The organism is Klebsiella sp. GN_Kp190 (assembly GCF_040061795.1).
Classification (GTDB): Bacteria; Pseudomonadota; Gammaproteobacteria; order Enterobacterales; family Enterobacteriaceae; genus Klebsiella; species Klebsiella michiganensis.
The window spans coordinates 1-18,886 of the sequence record NZ_JBEAFN010000038.1; the positions used below are offsets into that span (position 1 = coordinate 1).

The following is an 18,886-nucleotide window of genomic DNA, read 5'->3' on the forward strand; positions in this document are numbered from 1 at the left end:
CCCTGATCCACCCGATCGCGATGGACGACGGTCTGCGTTTCGCAATCCGTGAAGGTGGCCGTACCGTTGGCGCGGGCGTGGTTGCTAAAGTTCTCGGCTAATTGCTGATAACATTTGACGCAATGCGCAATAAAAGGGCATCATTTGATGCCCTTTTTGCACGCTTTCACACCAGAACCTGGCTCATCAGTGATTTTTTGGGTCATAATCATTGCTGAGACAGGCTCTGAAGAGGGCGTTAAGTCCGAAACGCAGCAGAGCATTTCGGTTTGGTCGCCTCGCATTTCATGCGGGGTGAAGTTATTTGTCTGAATTCTTGTGACAGGTTGGTTTATGAGTGCGAATACCGAAGCTCAAGGGAGCGGGCGCGGCCTCGAAGCGATGAAGTGGACAATCGTAGTCGTGCTGCTGGTTGTGGCCATCGTCGGCAACTTCCTTTATCGTGACATTATGCTGGCAGTGCGTGCGCTGGCTGTAGTGATTCTGATCGCTGCAGCGGGCGGTGTCGCGCTGTTAACGACAAAAGGTAAGGCGACAGTCGCCTTCGCTCGTGAAGCGAGAACCGAAGTCCGCAAGGTGATCTGGCCGACTCGCCAGGAAACGTTGCATACCACGCTGATTGTTGCCGCAGTGACTGCCGTAATGTCACTGATCCTGTGGGGACTGGATGGTATTCTGGTTCGCCTGGTATCCTTTATCACTGGCCTGAGGTTCTGAGATGTCTGAAGCTCCTAAAAAACGCTGGTACGTCGTTCAGGCGTTTTCCGGTTTTGAAGGTCGCGTAGCTACCTCGTTGCGTGAACATATCAAATTACACAATATGGAAGAGTTGTTTGGCGAAGTCATGGTGCCGACCGAAGAAGTGGTCGAAATCCGCGGCGGCCAGCGTCGTAAAAGCGAACGCAAATTCTTCCCGGGCTACGTGCTGGTCCAGATGGTGATGAACGACGCGAGCTGGCACCTGGTGCGCAGCGTACCGCGCGTGATGGGTTTCATCGGCGGTACATCTGACCGTCCGGCGCCGATCAGCGACAAAGAAGTCGACGCGATCATGAACCGTCTGCAGCAGGTTGGCGATAAGCCACGGCCGAAAACGCTGTTTGAGCCGGGTGAAATGGTTCGCGTTAGCGACGGTCCATTTGCCGACTTTAACGGTGTGGTTGAAGAAGTGGACTACGAGAAGTCTCGTCTGAAAGTGTCCGTTTCTATCTTCGGTCGTGCGACGCCGGTTGAGCTGGACTTCGCTCAGGTAGAAAAAGCCTAACAGCCGATCAAAAAAGCAACGTTTTAATCGTTGCATGAGGCGCGGAATTGACATACAATTTCGCGCCTTTTGTTTTTATGGGTCTGATTCCCATAAAGCGATATTTATCACGGGGAGCCTTTTTAGGCGCTACACCCAAACGAGGAAATTTACATGGCTAAGAAAGTACAAGCCTATGTCAAGCTGCAGGTTGCAGCTGGTATGGCAAACCCGAGTCCGCCGGTTGGTCCAGCACTGGGTCAGCAGGGTGTGAACATCATGGAATTCTGCAAAGCGTTCAACGCAAAAACTGAATCCCTGGAAAAAGGTCTGCCGATCCCGGTTGTTATTACCGTTTACGCTGACCGTTCTTTCACCTTCGTTACCAAAACTCCGCCGGCAGCAGTTCTGCTGAAAAAAGCGGCTGGTATCAAGTCTGGTTCCGGTAAACCGAACAAAGACAAAGTAGGTAAAATTTCCCGCGCTCAGCTGCAGGAAATCGCGCAGACCAAAGCTGCCGACATGACTGGTTCCGACATTGAAGCGATGACTCGCTCCATTGAAGGTACTGCACGTTCCATGGGCCTGGTAGTGGAGGACTAAGAAATGGCTAAACTGACCAAGCGCATGTCCGTGATTCGTGACAAAGTTGATGCGACCAAACAGTACGACATCAACGAAGCCATCTCTCTGCTGAAAGAACTGGCTACTGCTAAGTTCGTTGAAAGCGTTGATGTTGCCGTTAACCTCGGCATCGACGCGCGTAAATCTGACCAGAACGTCCGCGGCGCGACCGTACTGCCGCACGGTACTGGCCGTTCAGTTCGCGTAGCCGTATTTGCCCAGGGCCCGAACGCTGAAGCAGCTAAAGCTGCTGGCGCAGAGCTGGTAGGTATGGAAGATCTGGCTGACCAGATCAAAAAAGGCGAAATGAACTTTGACGTTGTTATTGCTTCCCCGGATGCAATGCGCGTTGTTGGCCAGCTGGGCCAGGTTCTGGGTCCGCGCGGCCTGATGCCAAACCCGAAAGTGGGTACCGTAACGCCGAACGTTGCTGAAGCGGTTAAGAACGCTAAAGCAGGTCAGGTTCGTTACCGTAACGACAAAAACGGCATCATCCACACCACCATCGGTAAAGTGGATTTTGACGCTGATAAACTGAAAGAAAACCTGGAAGCTCTGCTGGTTGCGCTGAAAAAAGCAAAACCGACTCAGGCTAAAGGCGTGTACATCAAGAAAATCAGCATCTCCACCACCATGGGTGCTGGCGTTGCCGTTGATCAGGCTGGTCTGAGCGCTTCTGCGAACTAAGATTAGCTTTACGTGGGCGGTGAATTTGTCTACAATCTTACCCCCACGTATTCTGCTTATAGCAGACGTATAGCCGAGATATTCAGGCTGTGGCAAGGCGACAACTGAGTGAGTCGCCTGGAGCATAGTTAACTATGTGACTGGTGTGAACGAAGGCAGTCAATGCCGCCACAGATTGAATAGCGACGGATAGACAAGATTTGTTCGTTGGAGCCTGGCCTATCCAGGCCTCCGTCGAAGACCGCAGGTGTTTCGCAAGAGACTTAATGCCCTGCGTAGACGGTGACAGAACGCTAAGATTATTTTTGGATACTCTGGCTTGTTTCTGCTCACCGTATTAAGACGCTCTTCTCTTTGAGTCGAGTGAAGTGAGTTCCGGAGCATGAGCTCTGGCAAACATCCAGGAGCAAAGCTAATGGCTTTAAATCTTCAAGACAAACAAGCGATTGTTGCTGAAGTCAGCGAAGTAGCCAAAGGCGCGCTGTCTGCAGTAGTTGCGGATTCCCGTGGCGTGACTGTAGACAAAATGACTGAACTGCGTAAAGCAGGTCGTGAAGCTGGCGTATACATGCGTGTTGTTCGCAACACCCTGCTGCGCCGCGTCGTTGAAGGTACTCCTTTCGAGTGCCTGAAAGACACGTTTGTTGGTCCGACCCTGATTGCATACTCTATGGAACACCCGGGCGCTGCCGCTCGTCTGTTCAAAGAGTTCGCGAAAGCGAATGCAAAATTTGAGGTCAAAGCCGCAGCCTTTGAAGGTGAGCTGATCCCGGCGTCGCAAATCGACCGCCTGGCAACTCTGCCGACCTACGAAGAAGCAATTGCACGCCTGATGGCAACCATGAAAGAAGCTTCGGCTGGCAAACTGGTTCGCACTCTGGCTGCTGTACGCGATGCGAAAGAAGCTGCTTAATCGCAGTTGTCTTTGTAAAGCATTCGCTTACGTATAAACTTATTCTGATATTCAGGAACAATTTAAATGTCTATCACTAAAGATCAAATCATTGAAGCAGTATCCGCTATGTCCGTAATGGACGTTGTTGAGCTGATCTCTGCAATGGAAGAAAAATTCGGTGTTTCCGCTGCTGCTGCTGTAGCTGTAGCTGCTGGCCCGGTTGAAGCTGCTGAAGAAAAAACTGAATTCGACGTAATTCTGAAAGGTATCGGCGCTAACAAAGTTGCCGTTATCAAAGCAGTACGTGGCGCAACTGGCCTGGGTCTGAAAGAAGCTAAAGACCTGGTAGAATCTGCTCCGGCCGCTCTGAAAGAAGGCGTGAGCAAAGATGACGCTGAAGCACTGAAAAAATCTCTGGAAGAAGCTGGCGCTGAAGTTGAAGTTAAATAAGCCAACCTTTCCGGTTGCAGCCTGAGAAATCAGGCTGATGGCTGGTGACTTTTTAGTCACCAGCCTTTTTGCGCTGTAAGGCGCCAGTAGAATTTCACACTGTTTGACTACTGGTTGTCCTGACAATGCTTGTTTCTATAGACGACTTAATATACTGCGACAGGTTAGGGCTCCTGAGCTGTGTAAATCGCAATGAAATGGTTTAAGCGTGATAGAAACAGGTATTGCGGAAAGTGTTCCATTTTCCGGTCAACAAAATAGTGTTGCATAAAAAACTGCCTTATGTGGGCAGATGGGTCGACTTGTCAGCGAGCTGAGGAACCCTATGGTTTACTCCTATACCGAGAAAAAACGTATTCGTAAGGATTTTGGTAAACGTCCGCAGGTTCTGGACATACCTTATCTCCTTTCTATCCAGCTTGACTCGTTTCAGAAGTTCATCGAGCAAGATCCTGAAGGGCAGTATGGTCTGGAAGCAGCTTTCCGTTCCGTATTCCCGATTAAAAGCTACAGCGGTAACTCTGAGCTGCAATACGTCAGCTACCGTCTGGGCGAACCGGTTTTTGACGTTAAAGAATGTCAGATCCGTGGCGTGACCTACTCGGCACCGCTGCGCGTCAAACTGCGTCTGGTGATCTACGAGCGCGAAGCGCCGGAAGGCACCGTTAAAGACATTAAAGAGCAAGAAGTCTACATGGGCGAAATTCCGCTCATGACCGACAACGGTACCTTCGTTATCAACGGTACCGAGCGCGTTATCGTTTCTCAGCTGCACCGTAGCCCGGGCGTCTTCTTTGACAGTGACAAAGGTAAGACCCACTCTTCCGGTAAGGTCCTGTATAACGCACGTATCATTCCTTACCGTGGCTCCTGGCTGGACTTCGAGTTCGACCCGAAAGACAACCTGTTTGTCCGTATCGACCGTCGTCGTAAGCTGCCGGCTACCATCATCCTGCGCGCGCTGAATTACACCACTGAGCAGATCCTTGACCTGTTCTTCGAGAAAGTGGTCTTTGAAATTCGCGATAACAAGCTGCAGATGGAACTGGTACCGGAGCGTCTGCGCGGCGAAACCGCCTCCTTCGACATCGAAGCGAACGGTAAAGTGTATGTTGAGAAAGGGCGTCGCATCACCGCACGTCATATTCGCCAGCTGGAAAAAGACGATATCAAACATATCGAAGTTCCGGTTGAGTACATCGCTGGCAAAGTTGCCTCTAAAGACTATGTTGACGAATCTACTGGCGAGCTGATCTGCCCGGCGAACATGGAGCTGAGCCTGGATCTGCTGGCCAAGCTGAGCCAGTCTGGCCATAAGCGTATCGAAACGCTGTTCACCAACGATCTGGATCACGGTCCGTACATCTCTGAGACTGTACGCGTCGACCCGACCAACGACCGTCTGAGCGCGCTGGTAGAAATCTACCGCATGATGCGCCCAGGTGAGCCGCCGACTCGTGAAGCGGCTGAAAGCCTGTTCGAGAACCTGTTCTTCTCCGAAGACCGCTACGATCTGTCCGCGGTAGGTCGTATGAAGTTCAACCGTTCTCTGCTGCGCGACGAAATCGAAGGTTCCGGTATCCTGAGCAAAGAAGACATCATCGAAGTGATGAAGAAGCTCATCGATATCCGTAACGGTAAAGGCGAAGTCGATGATATCGACCACCTCGGCAACCGTCGTATCCGTTCCGTTGGCGAAATGGCGGAAAACCAGTTCCGCGTTGGCCTGGTCCGCGTAGAGCGTGCGGTGAAAGAGCGTCTGTCTCTGGGCGATCTGGATACCCTGATGCCTCAGGATATGATCAACGCCAAGCCGATTTCTGCGGCAGTGAAAGAGTTCTTTGGCTCCAGCCAGCTGTCTCAGTTTATGGACCAGAACAACCCGCTGTCTGAGATTACGCACAAACGTCGTATCTCCGCACTCGGCCCGGGCGGTCTGACCCGTGAACGCGCAGGCTTTGAAGTTCGAGACGTACACCCGACCCACTACGGTCGCGTATGTCCAATCGAAACGCCTGAAGGTCCGAACATCGGTCTGATCAACTCTCTGTCCGTGTACGCACAGACGAACGAATACGGTTTCCTCGAGACCCCGTACCGTAAAGTGACTGACGGTGTTGTAACCGACGAAATTCATTACCTGTCTGCTATCGAAGAAGGCAACTACGTTATTGCTCAGGCGAACTCCAACCTGGATGACGAAGGCCACTTTGTAGAAGATCTGGTTACCTGCCGTAGTAAAGGCGAATCCAGCTTGTTCAGCCGCGACCAGGTTGACTACATGGACGTATCCACCCAGCAGGTGGTATCCGTCGGTGCGTCCCTGATCCCGTTCCTGGAACACGATGACGCCAACCGTGCATTGATGGGTGCGAACATGCAACGTCAGGCCGTTCCGACTCTGCGCGCTGATAAGCCGCTGGTTGGTACCGGTATGGAACGTGCTGTTGCCGTTGACTCCGGTGTAACTGCGGTCGCTAAACGTGGCGGTACCGTTCAGTACGTGGATGCTTCCCGTATCGTTATCAAAGTTAACGAAGACGAGATGTACCCGGGCGAAGCCGGTATCGACATCTATAACCTGACCAAGTACACCCGTTCTAACCAGAACACCTGCATCAACCAGATGCCGTGTGTCTCTCTGGGTGAGCCGATTGAGCGCGGTGACGTGCTGGCTGACGGCCCGTCTACCGACCTCGGTGAACTGGCGCTCGGTCAGAACATGCGCGTCGCGTTCATGCCGTGGAACGGTTACAACTTCGAAGACTCCATCCTCGTTTCCGAGCGTGTTGTCCAGGAAGACCGTTTTACCACCATCCACATTCAGGAACTGGCGTGCGTGTCTCGTGACACCAAGCTGGGGCCGGAAGAGATCACCGCCGACATCCCGAACGTGGGTGAAGCTGCGCTCTCTAAACTGGATGAATCCGGTATCGTTTATATCGGCGCGGAAGTGACCGGTGGCGATATTCTGGTTGGTAAGGTAACGCCGAAAGGTGAAACCCAGCTGACGCCGGAAGAGAAACTGCTGCGTGCGATCTTCGGTGAGAAAGCGTCTGACGTTAAAGACTCTTCCCTGCGCGTACCAAACGGTGTCTCCGGTACCATTATCGACGTTCAGGTCTTTACCCGCGACGGCGTAGAAAAAGACAAACGTGCGCTGGAAATCGAAGAGATGCAGCTCAAACAGGCGAAGAAAGACCTGTCTGAAGAACTGCAGATCCTCGAAGCTGGCCTGTTTGGTCGTATCTACGCGGTGCTGGTCTCCGGCGGTATCGAAGCTGAGAAGCTCGATAAGCTGCCGCGCGATCGCTGGCTGGAACTGGGCCTGACCGACGAAGAGAAACAGAATCAGCTGGAACAGCTGGCTGAGCAGTACGACGAACTGAAACACGAGTTCGAGAAAAAACTCGAAGCGAAACGCCGCAAAATCACTCAGGGCGACGATCTGGCACCGGGCGTGCTGAAGATTGTCAAAGTGTATCTGGCCGTTAAACGTCAGATTCAGCCTGGTGACAAAATGGCAGGTCGTCACGGTAACAAGGGTGTTATCTCTAAGATCAACCCGATCGAAGATATGCCTTACGATGAAAACGGCACGCCGGTTGACATCGTACTGAACCCGCTGGGCGTACCGTCTCGTATGAACATCGGTCAGATCCTGGAAACTCACCTGGGTATGGCTGCGAAAGGTATTGGCGAGAAAATCAACGCCATGCTGAAACAGCAGCAGGAAGTCGCCAAACTGCGCGAATTCATCCAGCGTGCCTACGATCTGGGCACCGACGTGCGTCAGAAGGTTGATCTGAATACCTTCACTGACGAAGAAGTTATGCGTCTCGCTGAAAACCTGAAAAAAGGTATGCCGATCGCAACGCCGGTCTTCGACGGTGCGAAAGAGTCTGAAATCAAGGAACTGTTACAGCTTGGTGGCCTGCCGACTTCCGGCCAGATCACCCTGTTCGACGGTCGTACCGGTGAGCAATTCGAGCGCCAGGTTACCGTTGGCTACATGTACATGCTGAAACTGAACCACCTGGTTGATGACAAGATGCATGCGCGTTCTACCGGTTCTTACAGCCTGGTTACTCAGCAGCCGCTGGGTGGTAAGGCGCAGTTCGGTGGTCAGCGCTTCGGGGAGATGGAAGTGTGGGCGCTGGAAGCATATGGCGCAGCATACACCCTGCAGGAAATGCTCACCGTTAAGTCTGATGACGTGAACGGCCGTACTAAGATGTATAAGAACATCGTGGACGGCAACCATCAGATGGAACCGGGCATGCCGGAATCCTTCAACGTACTGTTGAAAGAGATTCGCTCGCTGGGCATCAACATCGAACTGGAAGACGAGTAACTCTCGCTCAAACAGGTCACTGGTGCCGGGGTAAGACCCGGCGCCAGATTGTGCTAACTCCGACGGGAGCAAATCCGTGAAAGACTTATTAAAGTTTCTGAAAGCGCAAACTAAAACCGAAGAGTTTGATGCGATCAAAATTGCTCTGGCATCGCCAGACATGATCCGTTCATGGTCTTTTGGTGAAGTTAAAAAGCCGGAAACCATTAACTACCGTACGTTCAAACCTGAGCGTGACGGCCTTTTCTGTGCGCGTATTTTCGGGCCAGTAAAAGACTACGAGTGCCTGTGCGGTAAGTACAAGCGCCTGAAACACCGCGGTGTGATCTGTGAGAAGTGCGGCGTTGAAGTGACCCAGACTAAAGTGCGCCGTGAGCGTATGGGTCACATCGAGCTGGCGTCTCCGACCGCCCACATCTGGTTCCTGAAGTCTCTGCCGTCCCGTATCGGCCTGCTGCTCGATATGCCGCTGCGCGATATCGAACGCGTGCTGTACTTCGAATCCTATGTGGTTATCGAAGGCGGTATGACCAACCTGGAACGCCAGCAGATCCTGACTGAAGAACAGTATCTGGATGCGCTGGAAGAGTTCGGTGACGAATTTGACGCGAAGATGGGTGCGGAAGCTATCCAGGCCCTGCTGAAGAGCATGGATCTGGAGCAAGAGTGTGAAACTCTGCGCGAAGAGCTGAACGAAACCAACTCCGAAACCAAGCGTAAGAAGCTGACCAAGCGTATCAAACTGCTGGAAGCCTTCGTCCAGTCTGGCAACAAGCCGGAGTGGATGATCCTGACCGTTCTGCCGGTTCTGCCGCCAGATCTGCGTCCGCTGGTTCCGCTGGATGGCGGTCGTTTCGCGACTTCTGACCTGAACGATCTGTATCGTCGCGTCATTAACCGTAACAACCGTCTGAAACGTCTGCTGGATCTGGCTGCGCCGGACATCATCGTACGCAACGAAAAACGTATGCTGCAGGAAGCGGTCGACGCCCTGCTGGATAACGGTCGTCGCGGTCGTGCGATCACCGGTTCTAACAAACGTCCTCTGAAATCTTTGGCCGATATGATCAAAGGTAAGCAGGGTCGTTTCCGTCAGAACCTGCTCGGTAAGCGCGTTGACTACTCCGGTCGTTCTGTTATCACCGTAGGTCCATACCTGCGTCTGCATCAGTGCGGTCTGCCGAAGAAAATGGCGCTGGAGCTGTTCAAACCGTTCATCTACGGCAAGCTGGAACTGCGTGGCCTCGCCACCACCATCAAAGCCGCTAAGAAAATGGTTGAGCGCGAAGAAGCTGTCGTTTGGGATATCCTGGACGAAGTGATCCGCGAACACCCGGTACTGCTGAACCGTGCACCAACCCTGCACCGTCTGGGTATCCAGGCATTTGAGCCGGTACTGATCGAAGGTAAAGCCATTCAGCTGCACCCGCTGGTTTGTGCGGCATACAACGCCGACTTCGATGGTGACCAGATGGCTGTTCACGTACCGCTGACGCTGGAAGCCCAGCTCGAAGCGCGTGCGCTGATGATGTCTACCAACAACATCCTGTCTCCGGCGAACGGCGAACCAATCATCGTTCCGTCTCAGGACGTTGTACTGGGTCTGTACTACATGACCCGTGACTGTGTTAACGCCAAAGGCGAAGGCATGGTGCTGACTGGCCCGAAAGAAGCTGAGCGTATTTATCGCGCTGGCCTGGCCTCTCTGCATGCGCGCGTTAAAGTGCGTATCACCGAATACGAAAAAGATGAAAACGGCGAGTTCGTTGCGAAAACCAGCCTGAAAGATACGACCGTTGGTCGCGCCATTCTGTGGATGATCGTACCGAAAGGTCTGCCTTTCTCCATCGTCAACCAGGCGCTGGGCAAGAAAGCCATCTCTAAGATGCTGAATACCTGCTACCGTATTCTGGGCCTGAAACCGACCGTTATTTTTGCGGACCAGACGATGTACACCGGCTTTGCTTATGCAGCGCGCTCAGGTGCATCCGTTGGTATCGATGACATGGTCATCCCGGAGAAAAAATACGAGATCATCAGCGAAGCGGAAGCGGAAGTTGCTGAGATTCAGGAGCAGTTCCAGTCGGGTCTGGTTACCGCTGGCGAACGCTACAACAAAGTTATCGATATCTGGGCCGCGGCGAACGATCGTGTATCCAAAGCGATGATGGACAACCTGCAAACTGAAACCGTTATTAACCGTAACGGCGAAGAAGAGCAGCAGGTCTCCTTCAACAGCATTTACATGATGGCCGACTCCGGTGCGCGTGGTTCTGCTGCACAGATTCGTCAGCTTGCCGGTATGCGTGGTCTGATGGCGAAGCCGGATGGCTCCATCATCGAAACGCCAATCACCGCGAACTTCCGTGAAGGTCTGAACGTACTCCAGTACTTCATCTCCACGCACGGTGCGCGTAAAGGTCTGGCGGATACCGCACTGAAAACGGCGAACTCCGGTTACCTGACTCGTCGTCTGGTTGACGTTGCGCAGGACCTGGTCGTGACTGAAGACGACTGTGGCACCCTGGAAGGCATCACCATGACCCCGGTTATCGAGGGTGGCGATGTTAAAGAGCCGCTGCGCGATCGCGTACTGGGTCGTGTGACCGCTGAAGACGTTCTGAAGCCGGGTACGGCGGACATTCTGGTTCCACGCAACACGCTGCTGCACGAGCACTGGTGCGATCTGCTGGAAGAGAACTCCGTTGACTCCGTCAAAGTGCGTTCCGTTGTATCCTGTGACACCGACTTTGGTGTATGTGCGCACTGCTACGGTCGTGACCTGGCGCGTGGCCACATCATCAACAAAGGTGAGGCTATCGGCGTTATCGCGGCACAGTCCATCGGTGAGCCGGGTACACAGCTGACGATGCGTACGTTCCACATCGGTGGTGCGGCATCTCGTGCGGCTGCTGAGTCCAGCATCCAGGTGAAAAACAAAGGTAGCATCCGTCTGAGCAATGCGAAGTCGGTTGTGAACTCCAGCGGTAAGCTGGTTATTACTTCCCGTAATACCGAGCTGAAGCTGATCGACGAATTCGGTCGTACCAAAGAGAGCTATAAAGTGCCTTACGGCTCCGTTATGGCGAAAGGTGATGGCGAGCAGGTTGCCGGCGGTGAAACCGTAGCAAACTGGGATCCGCACACCATGCCGGTTATCACCGAAGTGAGTGGTTTTGTCCGCTTCACTGACATGATTGACGGCCAGACCATTACTCGTCAGACCGACGAACTGACCGGTCTGTCTTCTCTGGTGGTTCTGGATTCTGCAGAGCGTACCACTGGCGGTAAAGATCTGCGTCCGGCGCTGAAAATCGTTGATGCTCAGGGTAATGACGTTCTGATCCCTGGCACCGATATGCCTGCGCAGTACTTCCTGCCGGGTAAAGCAATTGTTCAGCTGGAAGATGGCGTCCAGATCAGCTCTGGTGACACCCTGGCGCGTGTACCGCAGGAATCCGGCGGTACCAAGGACATCACCGGTGGTCTGCCGCGCGTTGCCGACCTGTTCGAAGCGCGTCGTCCGAAAGAGCCGGCAATCCTGGCTGAAATCAGCGGCATCATTTCCTTCGGTAAAGAAACCAAAGGGAAACGTCGTCTGGTTATCACCCCGGTAGACGGTAGCGATCCGTACGAAGAGATGATTCCTAAGTGGCGTCAGCTCAACGTGTTCGAAGGTGAACGCGTAGAACGTGGTGACGTGGTTTCCGACGGTCCGGAAGCGCCGCACGACATTCTGCGTCTGCGTGGCGTGCATGCTGTGACTCGTTACATCGTTAACGAAGTTCAGGACGTATACCGTCTGCAGGGCGTTAAGATTAACGATAAGCACATCGAAGTTATCGTTCGTCAGATGCTGCGTAAAGCGACCATCGAAAGCGCCGGTAGCTCCGACTTCCTGGAAGGCGAACAGGTTGAATACTCTCGCGTTAAGATTGCTAACCGCGATCTGGAAGCGAACGGCAAAGTGGGGGCAACATTCTCCCGCGATCTGCTGGGTATCACCAAAGCGTCCCTGGCAACCGAATCGTTCATCTCTGCCGCATCGTTCCAGGAGACCACCCGTGTCCTGACCGAAGCAGCCGTTGCGGGTAAACGCGACGAACTGCGTGGCCTGAAAGAGAACGTTATCGTGGGTCGTCTGATCCCGGCCGGTACCGGTTATGCGTACCACCAGGATCGTATGCGCCGCCGCGCAGCGGGCGAACTGCCAGCAGCGCCGCAGGTCAGCGTGGAAGAAGCTTCTGCTAACCTGGCAGAACTGCTGAACGCGGGTCTGGGCGGTTCTGACAACGATTAATCGTTGATTCACTAAACGCTCAAAAAGCCAGTCAGGTCATCTGACTGGCTTTTTTATTGCCTGCCAGTTTATTCCGTCTACTTTTTTATTACATTTTATTGATGTAATAGCTGCAATTAATTAGCAAATATAAACCACTCCTATAATGATTTATTTCCATGACTGTTTTTCATCTTCAATGAAAGGGTGAAAATTCTACGCGTGTCAAAAAATAAGCACCGCAAACGCTATATAGTCAAAAAACTAAAATAATCATGTGATTACTTTCCCGGTTCTTTTCGGTTTACCGCAGCCGAGGGGATTGTTACGCCTGTTAAAAGGCGATGGAGGAGGTGAACTAATAAAAACAAAGCGGAGAGTATTGTCGTTATTTAATGGATAGCTTCTGGGGGATGTATGGAATTTGCTATACAACTTATCATTATCTTAATTTGTCTGTTCTATGGTGCGAGAAAGGGCGGCATTGCGCTCGGTCTTTTAGGCGGCATTGGGCTAGTTATCCTGGTCTTTGTTTTTCACCTGAAGCCTGGAAAACCGCCCGTCGATGTCATGCTGGTCATTATCGCCGTCGTGGCGGCATCGGCGACGCTGCAGGCTTCCGGTGGTTTAGACGTGATGCTGCAGATTGCCGAGAAACTCCTGCGGCGAAACCCGAAATATGTCTCGATCGTCGCGCCATTCGTCACCTGTACGCTGACGATTCTTTGCGGCACGGGGCACGTGGTATATACCATTCTGCCGATTATTTATGATGTCGCCATCAAAAATAACATCCGTCCGGAGCGACCCATGGCCGCCAGCTCGATCGGCGCGCAGATGGGGATTATCGCCAGCCCGGTTTCCGTGGCGGTTGTCTCGCTGGTGGCAATGCTTGGCAACTTTACCTTTAACGGCAAGCACCTTGAATTTCTCGACCTGCTGGCGATAACCATTCCGTCCACGCTGCTGGGGATTCTGGCCATTGGTATCTTCAGCTGGTTTCGCGGCAAAGACCTCGATAAAGACGAAACCTTCCAGGCCTTTATTGCGGTACCGGAAAACCGTCACTACGTGTACGGGGACACGGCCACGCTGCTGGATAGAAAGCTTCCGACCAGCAACTGGATTGCGATGTGGATTTTTCTGGCCTCAATCGCGGTTGTCGCCCTGCTCGGCGCCTTCTCCGAACTGCGTCCGGCATTCGACGGTAAGCCGCTGTCGATGGTGCTGGTGATCCAGATGTTTATGCTGCTCTCCGGGGCGCTCATCATCATCATTACGAAAACGAATCCGGCTTCGATCTCCAAAAATGAGGTGTTCCGTTCCGGGATGATCGCTATCGTTGCCGTGTACGGCATCGCGTGGATGGCGGAAACGATGTTCGGCGCGCACATGACCGAGATTAAAGGCGTGCTCGGGGAGATGGTGAAGGAGTACCCGTGGGCCTACGCTATCGTTCTGCTGCTGGTATCGAAGTTTGTTAACTCCCAGGCGGCTGCGCTGGCGGCGATCGTTCCGGTGGCGTTGGCGATCGGCGTCGATCCGGCCTACATCGTCGCTTCCGCGCCCGCCTGCTACGGCTATTACATTCTGCCGACCTACCCAAGCGATCTGGCGGCGATTCAGTTCGACCGCTCAGGTACCACGCATATCGGCCGCTTTGTGATTAACCATAGCTTTATTCTGCCAGGGCTCATTGGCGTCAGCGTCTCTTGCGTCTTTGGCTGGGTATTTGCGGCGATGTACGGATTTCTTTAAGAGGATACGGGCGCCGGTAGCGGCGCCTGTTAAGTCGTTGACGTTATTGTGCGAGCGGAATTCGGCGATAGAGCTCAATCATGTCGGTAGCCAGATCCTGAATGACCATCGCGTTCATCAGGTGGTCCTGAGAGTGTACGGTAATCAGGTTAACCGGAAGCTTGCCGCTGCCTTCATCCATGCCGATCAGCTGGGTCTGGATTTTATGCGCATGCTTGACGAATTCATGGGATTCCGCCATTGCCTGTTCGGCCGCAGCAAAATCGCCTTTACGCGCCAGCTGCAGAGCGGTTAACGCCGAGCTGCGCGCAGAACCGGCGTTAACCAGCAGCTCCATGATGATTGTTTCTAAATCTTCCATCTCTTACTCCATCAGCTTCAGGGCTTTATCAAGCACGGCATCGCCTTTCATCATGCCGTAATCCATCATATCGATGACGGCGACTTTTTTACCAAACGGGTCGGCCATTGCCTGTAGCTTGGCCTGCTCGTACTTCACCTGAGGGCCGAGCAGGATAATATCGGCAGCGGCAAGATTATCTTTAAACTCGGCAACCGGTACGGCTTTGATGGAGACTTCCACGCCTTTTTGTTGCGCAGCGGCCTGCATACGTTGAACCAGCATGCTGGTGGACATTCCTGCGGCACAGCATAAAACGATATTCTTCATAATTGTTGGCCCTTATGTTCCTTGATGTACCATCTTTATCGCGGGCAGGCGGGCGGGACAACCGCTTTACGGTGATTGTGTGTAAGTCATCACAAAATAATGAAACCGGTTTCGGTTCTGGGGGAGAAAACGCTAAAAGCCGCGTCCGACAGGCCTGAAACGGTGGGCTCTGTTAAGCGCGGACGATGCGATTCTTGCCCTGCTGCTTGGCTTTATACAGCGCTTCATCAACGCGTACGACAAGCTGCTCCAGGGGCTCCATATTCCATTCCCCCAGTCCCGCGCTGAAGGTGACCGTTAGCCCTTCTTCACGCCAGGAGCGCTGCGCAACGCGGGCCCGCCAGCTCTCCAGCAGCATCAGGGCGTCATCGCTATGTCCGGTGGTAAAGATCACCGCAAACTCTTCGCCGCCGTAGCGGTAAAGCGAAATTTGCAGGGGCTGGAGGATTTGCAGCCCTTCCCGGGCGACATTGCGCAGCACGATATCGCCGTTGAGGTGACCCCAGGTGTCGTTTATCGTTTTGAAGTTATCAATATCAACCAGCGCAAGAGAGAAGGGCTGATGATCGTTCATCAGCGCGGCGATATCGCTGTCAAAGGCGCGGCGGTTCTTGCAGCCGGTTAGCGCGTCGATGGTCGCCTGGCGAACGTAGGTTAACTCGCGCTGCTTATTGCTCTCGATGGCTTTGCTGAGCATCGCTTCCAGCCGCGGGGCGCGCTGAACATCCCCGGTTTTAATCGCATTGATGATGTTCATCAACACCGTACGTGAAGCATGGCGCAGATACAGTCCAAACAGCACGATAACGATCGCGGCCAGGGCAAAGCTCCAGGCGACGATATCCGTTTCATGGCGCGTTAAGTTGACCAGCGTCGAGTTATCGACCCGATAAATAACAAACCAGTCGGGGTTGGTAAAGGAGTAGTAATAGTACCAGGTGTCCGTATTGGTATCGTAAAGCTGGCCTTCGCCGCTGGTCATTCTGTCCATCAAGGCTTCACTGACGTAGGGTTTAAATAAAGCGCCGGGGTCGGGGTGGAGAATGACTTTACCATCGCGTTGCACCACAAAAAATTCTCCCTGGACGGGTGCTACCATCTGCCGTAACGCGTAGCCCATTGAGGTGAGATCGAGATGAAACGCGAGACTGCCCTTTAGCCGTCCCTCTGGAGAAATTATGGGTTTGTAGACGGTAATCGTCGGATGATGCGTGAAGTAGTCGTTGTACGGGCTGGTATACCGACTGAAGGTACTGGCTTCCGCTTGCTTAATAAACCACGGCCTTGTTTTGGCATCGAAGGACTGGCTATCTTCGGTTTCCAGAACCTCGGGCGCGCGCAGATAGTGCCCATTGGTATCCGCCAGCGAGATGGACGAAACGGTCTGCATCATATTTTGCAACTGCATAAGCTGCATCAACCCTTTTTCCGGATTGACGTTAACCGCCTCATTCAGCGCATCGTTGCGGGCAAAGAAAGTGGCGGCACGGGTGAGGATAAAGTCGTTGCCCTGCAGCAGCGTCTCCGTGTAGTTGGTCGCCATATTGTGGGTAAAATTGCGATTAATATGATGATAATCTTCGAGAAAATCATTCCTCTGCGTCGTCGTGGCAAACATCGCTATCAGCAAGAAGCTGAATAAAATACCCGCAAATCCGATGATAATCGGCGTGGTGAAAGAGAGCTTTCTATTATGACGAGCCATGAGTCGTAAATCGTTCCAGAAGCGTTAAACCGTGGGTGGAGACGCAGGTTTAGCCAGCATGCCTGCTGAGCGAATCAGATAAAACTCCGGTAATTATAACGCTGACGTTGTGATATGGACTGATTAATATTCGATATTGATGGAATTACCGTTGCCGCAAAGAGGCGGGAGCAGGGCGAAAAGGAGGAAGAGTGAATATTCGCCCTGGTCAGCGTCCGCTGCTGACAGGGGCAGAATAGAGAAACGGGAACAGGGCCACAATCTCCCGTTTCTCTTATTACGATCGTGCATGAAGAACGTTTAAGAAATTACATTCGTTATCATGACGATTGGGAGGCGCGTCCCAGCCAGCTGTCCCAATCCTTCCATACCGGCTGTAGACCGCTGGCCACCAGCGCGCTGGCGACCTCTTCCGGACGGCGGTCATCGTGAGGCGCGAACTGCTCCAGCTCCGGATGGTTATCGGCATACCCGCCGGGCTGGGTTTTCGAAAAGGCGCTGACGTTGTTGATGGCCAGCGGGATCACCCGATCGCGGAACCAGGGGGATTCGCGGGTGGAGAGCGAGAGTTCCACTTCCGGAGCCAGCAGGCGGAAGGCGCAAATAGTTTGCACCAGCTGCCGTTCATCCATTAATGAGGCGGGCTCGATACCTCCCGCGCAAGGCCGCAGACGTGGGAAGGAGATGGAGTAGCGGCTGCGCCAGTAATGCTGCTGGAGCCACAGCAGATGCTCCGCCACCATAAAGCAGTCCACCCGCCAGCTGTCGGAAAGGCCAATAAGTGCGCCAAGGCCAATTTTATCAATCCCCGCCTGCCCAAGCCTGTCCGGCGTATCCAGCCGCCAGAAGAAGTCCTGCTTTTTCCCTTTCAGATGGTGTTTCGCATACATGCTTTCATGATAGGTCTCCTGATAGACCATCACCCCGTCCAGACCGAGGGTTTTCAGCTCGGCATACTCTTCCATCGCCAGCGGCTGGACCTCCATATGCAGCGAGGCGAACTGGCGGCGAATCGCGGGCAGATGTTGACGAAAGTAGTCCATGCCGACCTTGCCCTGATGTTCGCCGGTCACCAGCAGCAGATGCTCAAAGCCCATTTCGCGGATCGCCGCGCATTCACGGGCTATTTCCGCCTCATCCAGAGTCTTGCGCTTGATGCGGTTACTCATTGAGAAACCGCAGTAGGTACAGTCGTTGGCGCAGAGATTAGAGAGATACAGCGGGACATAAAAGCTGACGGTATTACCAAAACGCTGGCGAGTCAGGCGCTGAGCGCGCTGGGCCAGAGGCTCCAGATAGCCAGCGGCGGCGGGGGAAAGCAGGGCCATCATATCGTCACGGCTGAGCTGTTTTGCCGCCAGGGCGCGTTCAACGTCGGCGGGGGTTTTCCCGTTGATTCGCAGGCGAATATCGTCCCAGTCCAGCTGCCGCCAACGGTCAGTGAAGGTGTTCATACCCGCGCCTCCAGAAAGCCGGTCAGCGGGCTGGTGGCCTGCGCCTGCGCGCTGCGCACGCCCGGGCCTGCCTGTCGGGCCAGCAAGCCGGCATCGATCGCTAAACGGAAGGCCCGCGCCATGGTTACCGGATCGTCGGCAACGGCGATGGCGGTATTCACCAGTACCGCGTCAGCGCCCATTTCCAGCGCCTGCGCCGCGTGGCTCGGCACGCCAATACCCGCGTCAACGACTACCGGCACCGTGGCCTGCGCGATAATAATCTCCAGCATCGCTTTAGTTTCCAGCCCCTGATTGGAGCCGATGGGCGCGCCGAGCGGCATCACCGCCGCGCAGCCCGCTTCTTCAAGGCGCTTGCACAGCACCGGGTCGGCGCCGCAGTAGGGCAGCACCACGAAGCCTTCCCGTACCAGAATCTCCGCCGCTTTCAGCGTTTCGATCGGATCGGGGAGCAGCCAGCGGGCGTCCGGATGAATTTCCAGCTTCAGCCAGTGGGTGCCCAGCGCCTCCCGCGCCAGGCGGGCGGCAAATACCGCCTCTTCCGCCGTTTTGGCGCCGGAGGTGTTGGGCAGCAGGCTAACGCCGGCCGCCAGCAGCGGCGCGAGGATCGCGTCATTATGCTGACGGAGATCGACGCGCTTCATCGCCAGCGTCACCAGCTGGCTGCCGGAGGCGCGAATGGCCTCCACCATGACGTCGGGGGCGGCGAATTTACCGGTGCCGGTGAAAAGATGTGACTCAAAGGTTTTATCCGCAATACGTAACAT

General features: G+C 53.9%; 15 protein-coding genes. 10 read left to right on the forward strand and 5 right to left on the reverse strand.

Annotated elements, in window-relative coordinates; translation table 11 throughout:
• From ABLU67_RS22295 to dcuB, 10 genes are all read left to right on the forward strand, one after another.
• Positions 1–101, forward strand: a 101-nt coding sequence (locus tag ABLU67_RS22295) for an elongation factor Tu (protein WP_072082104.1), incomplete at its 5' end; no start/stop codon positions are given.
• 232 nt (positions 102–333) lie between these two features.
• Entirely contained in the window at positions 334–717 is a 384-nt protein-coding gene (gene secE, locus ABLU67_RS22300; RefSeq protein WP_004097638.1) for a preprotein translocase subunit SecE, read from the forward strand.
• Position 718: 1 nt separating this feature from the next.
• Positions 719–1,264, forward strand: coding sequence for a transcription termination/antitermination protein NusG (gene nusG / locus ABLU67_RS22305; RefSeq protein WP_002438628.1), 546 nt, complete (start codon positions 719–721; stop codon positions 1,262–1,264).
• 153 nt (positions 1,265–1,417) lie between these two features.
• Positions 1,418–1,846, forward strand: coding sequence for a 50S ribosomal protein L11 (gene rplK / locus ABLU67_RS22310; protein ID WP_004097640.1), 429 nt, complete (start codon positions 1,418–1,420; stop codon positions 1,844–1,846).
• A gap of 3 nt (positions 1,847–1,849) precedes the next feature.
• Positions 1,850–2,554 carry a 50S ribosomal protein L1 gene (gene rplA / locus ABLU67_RS22315; RefSeq protein ID WP_004097642.1) on the forward strand — a complete coding sequence of 235 codons (705 nt, stop codon included), beginning with the start codon at positions 1,850–1,852 and terminating at the stop codon, positions 2,552–2,554.
• Positions 2,555–2,969: 415 nt separating this feature from the next.
• Positions 2,970–3,467: a 50S ribosomal protein L10 gene (gene rplJ / locus ABLU67_RS22320; protein WP_004097644.1), complete on the forward strand. Its 498-nt coding sequence runs from the start codon at positions 2,970–2,972 to the stop codon at positions 3,465–3,467.
• A 66-nt stretch (positions 3,468–3,533) separates the two neighbouring features.
• Positions 3,534–3,899: a 50S ribosomal protein L7/L12 gene (rplL, locus tag ABLU67_RS22325; protein ID WP_004097645.1), complete on the forward strand. Its 366-nt coding sequence runs from the start codon at positions 3,534–3,536 to the stop codon at positions 3,897–3,899.
• Positions 3,900–4,224: 325 nt separating this feature from the next.
• Positions 4,225–8,253, forward strand: coding sequence for a DNA-directed RNA polymerase subunit beta (gene rpoB, locus ABLU67_RS22330; RefSeq protein ID WP_004097647.1), 4,029 nt, complete (start codon positions 4,225–4,227; stop codon positions 8,251–8,253).
• A gap of 76 nt (positions 8,254–8,329) precedes the next feature.
• On the forward strand, positions 8,330–12,553 hold the full coding sequence (gene rpoC / locus ABLU67_RS22335) for a DNA-directed RNA polymerase subunit beta' (RefSeq protein ID WP_004097649.1): 4,224 nt from the start codon (positions 8,330–8,332) through the stop codon (positions 12,551–12,553).
• Between the two features lie 396 nt (positions 12,554–12,949).
• Positions 12,950–14,290, forward strand: a complete 1,341-nt coding sequence (gene dcuB / locus ABLU67_RS22340; RefSeq protein ID WP_004097650.1) for an anaerobic C4-dicarboxylate transporter DcuB — start codon at positions 12,950–12,952, stop codon at positions 14,288–14,290.
• A gap of 43 nt (positions 14,291–14,333) precedes the next feature.
• Here dcuB and ABLU67_RS22345 read toward each other — a convergent pair whose 3' ends face one another.
• The 5 genes from ABLU67_RS22345 to thiG all read right to left on the reverse strand — a co-directional run bounded on the left by ABLU67_RS22345 (position 14,334) and on the right by thiG (position 18,886).
• Complete coding sequence (locus ABLU67_RS22345) at positions 14,334–14,651, reverse strand: PTS lactose/cellobiose transporter subunit IIA (protein ID WP_004097651.1); 318 nt, start codon at positions 14,649–14,651, stop codon at positions 14,334–14,336.
• A 3-nt stretch (positions 14,652–14,654) separates the two neighbouring features.
• Entirely contained in the window at positions 14,655–14,960 is a 306-nt protein-coding gene (locus ABLU67_RS22350) for a PTS sugar transporter subunit IIB (RefSeq protein ID WP_004097653.1), read from the reverse strand.
• A 172-nt stretch (positions 14,961–15,132) separates the two neighbouring features.
• Positions 15,133–16,665 carry a diguanylate cyclase gene (locus tag ABLU67_RS22355; RefSeq protein ID WP_348850724.1) on the reverse strand — a complete coding sequence of 511 codons (1,533 nt, stop codon included), beginning with the start codon at positions 16,663–16,665 and terminating at the stop codon, positions 15,133–15,135.
• Between the two features lie 320 nt (positions 16,666–16,985).
• Complete coding sequence (gene thiH, locus ABLU67_RS22360) at positions 16,986–18,119, reverse strand: 2-iminoacetate synthase ThiH (RefSeq protein ID WP_049102669.1); 1,134 nt, start codon at positions 18,117–18,119, stop codon at positions 16,986–16,988.
• Entirely contained in the window at positions 18,116–18,886 is a 771-nt protein-coding gene (gene thiG / locus ABLU67_RS22365; RefSeq protein WP_025107535.1) for a thiazole synthase, read from the reverse strand. The genes thiH and thiG overlap by 4 nt, the downstream gene beginning before the upstream one ends.

What these genes read in the sequence shown, in the direction of transcription:
- thiG (WP_025107535.1), bottom strand. Translation starts at nt 18,886, where the DNA reads ATGTTACGTATTGCGGATAAAACCTTTGAGTCACATCTTTTCACCGGC.
- rplL (WP_004097645.1), top strand. Translation starts at nt 3,534, where the DNA reads ATGTCTATCACTAAAGATCAAATCATTGAAGCAGTATCCGCTATGTCC.
- ABLU67_RS22355 (WP_348850724.1), bottom strand. Translation starts at nt 16,665, where the DNA reads ATGGCTCGTCATAATAGAAAGCTCTCTTTCACCACGCCGATTATCATC.
- rplA (WP_004097642.1), top strand. Translation starts at nt 1,850, where the DNA reads ATGGCTAAACTGACCAAGCGCATGTCCGTGATTCGTGACAAAGTTGAT.
- secE (WP_004097638.1), top strand. Translation starts at nt 334, where the DNA reads ATGAGTGCGAATACCGAAGCTCAAGGGAGCGGGCGCGGCCTCGAAGCG.
- rplJ (WP_004097644.1), top strand. Translation starts at nt 2,970, where the DNA reads ATGGCTTTAAATCTTCAAGACAAACAAGCGATTGTTGCTGAAGTCAGC.
- ABLU67_RS22345 (WP_004097651.1), bottom strand. Translation starts at nt 14,651, where the DNA reads ATGGAAGATTTAGAAACAATCATCATGGAGCTGCTGGTTAACGCCGGT.
- thiH (WP_049102669.1), bottom strand. Translation starts at nt 18,119, where the DNA reads ATGAACACCTTCACTGACCGTTGGCGGCAGCTGGACTGGGACGATATT.
- rplK (WP_004097640.1), top strand. Translation starts at nt 1,418, where the DNA reads ATGGCTAAGAAAGTACAAGCCTATGTCAAGCTGCAGGTTGCAGCTGGT.
- nusG (WP_002438628.1), top strand. Translation starts at nt 719, where the DNA reads ATGTCTGAAGCTCCTAAAAAACGCTGGTACGTCGTTCAGGCGTTTTCC.
- rpoB (WP_004097647.1), top strand. Translation starts at nt 4,225, where the DNA reads ATGGTTTACTCCTATACCGAGAAAAAACGTATTCGTAAGGATTTTGGT.
- dcuB (WP_004097650.1), top strand. Translation starts at nt 12,950, where the DNA reads ATGGAATTTGCTATACAACTTATCATTATCTTAATTTGTCTGTTCTAT.
- ABLU67_RS22350 (WP_004097653.1), bottom strand. Translation starts at nt 14,960, where the DNA reads ATGAAGAATATCGTTTTATGCTGTGCCGCAGGAATGTCCACCAGCATG.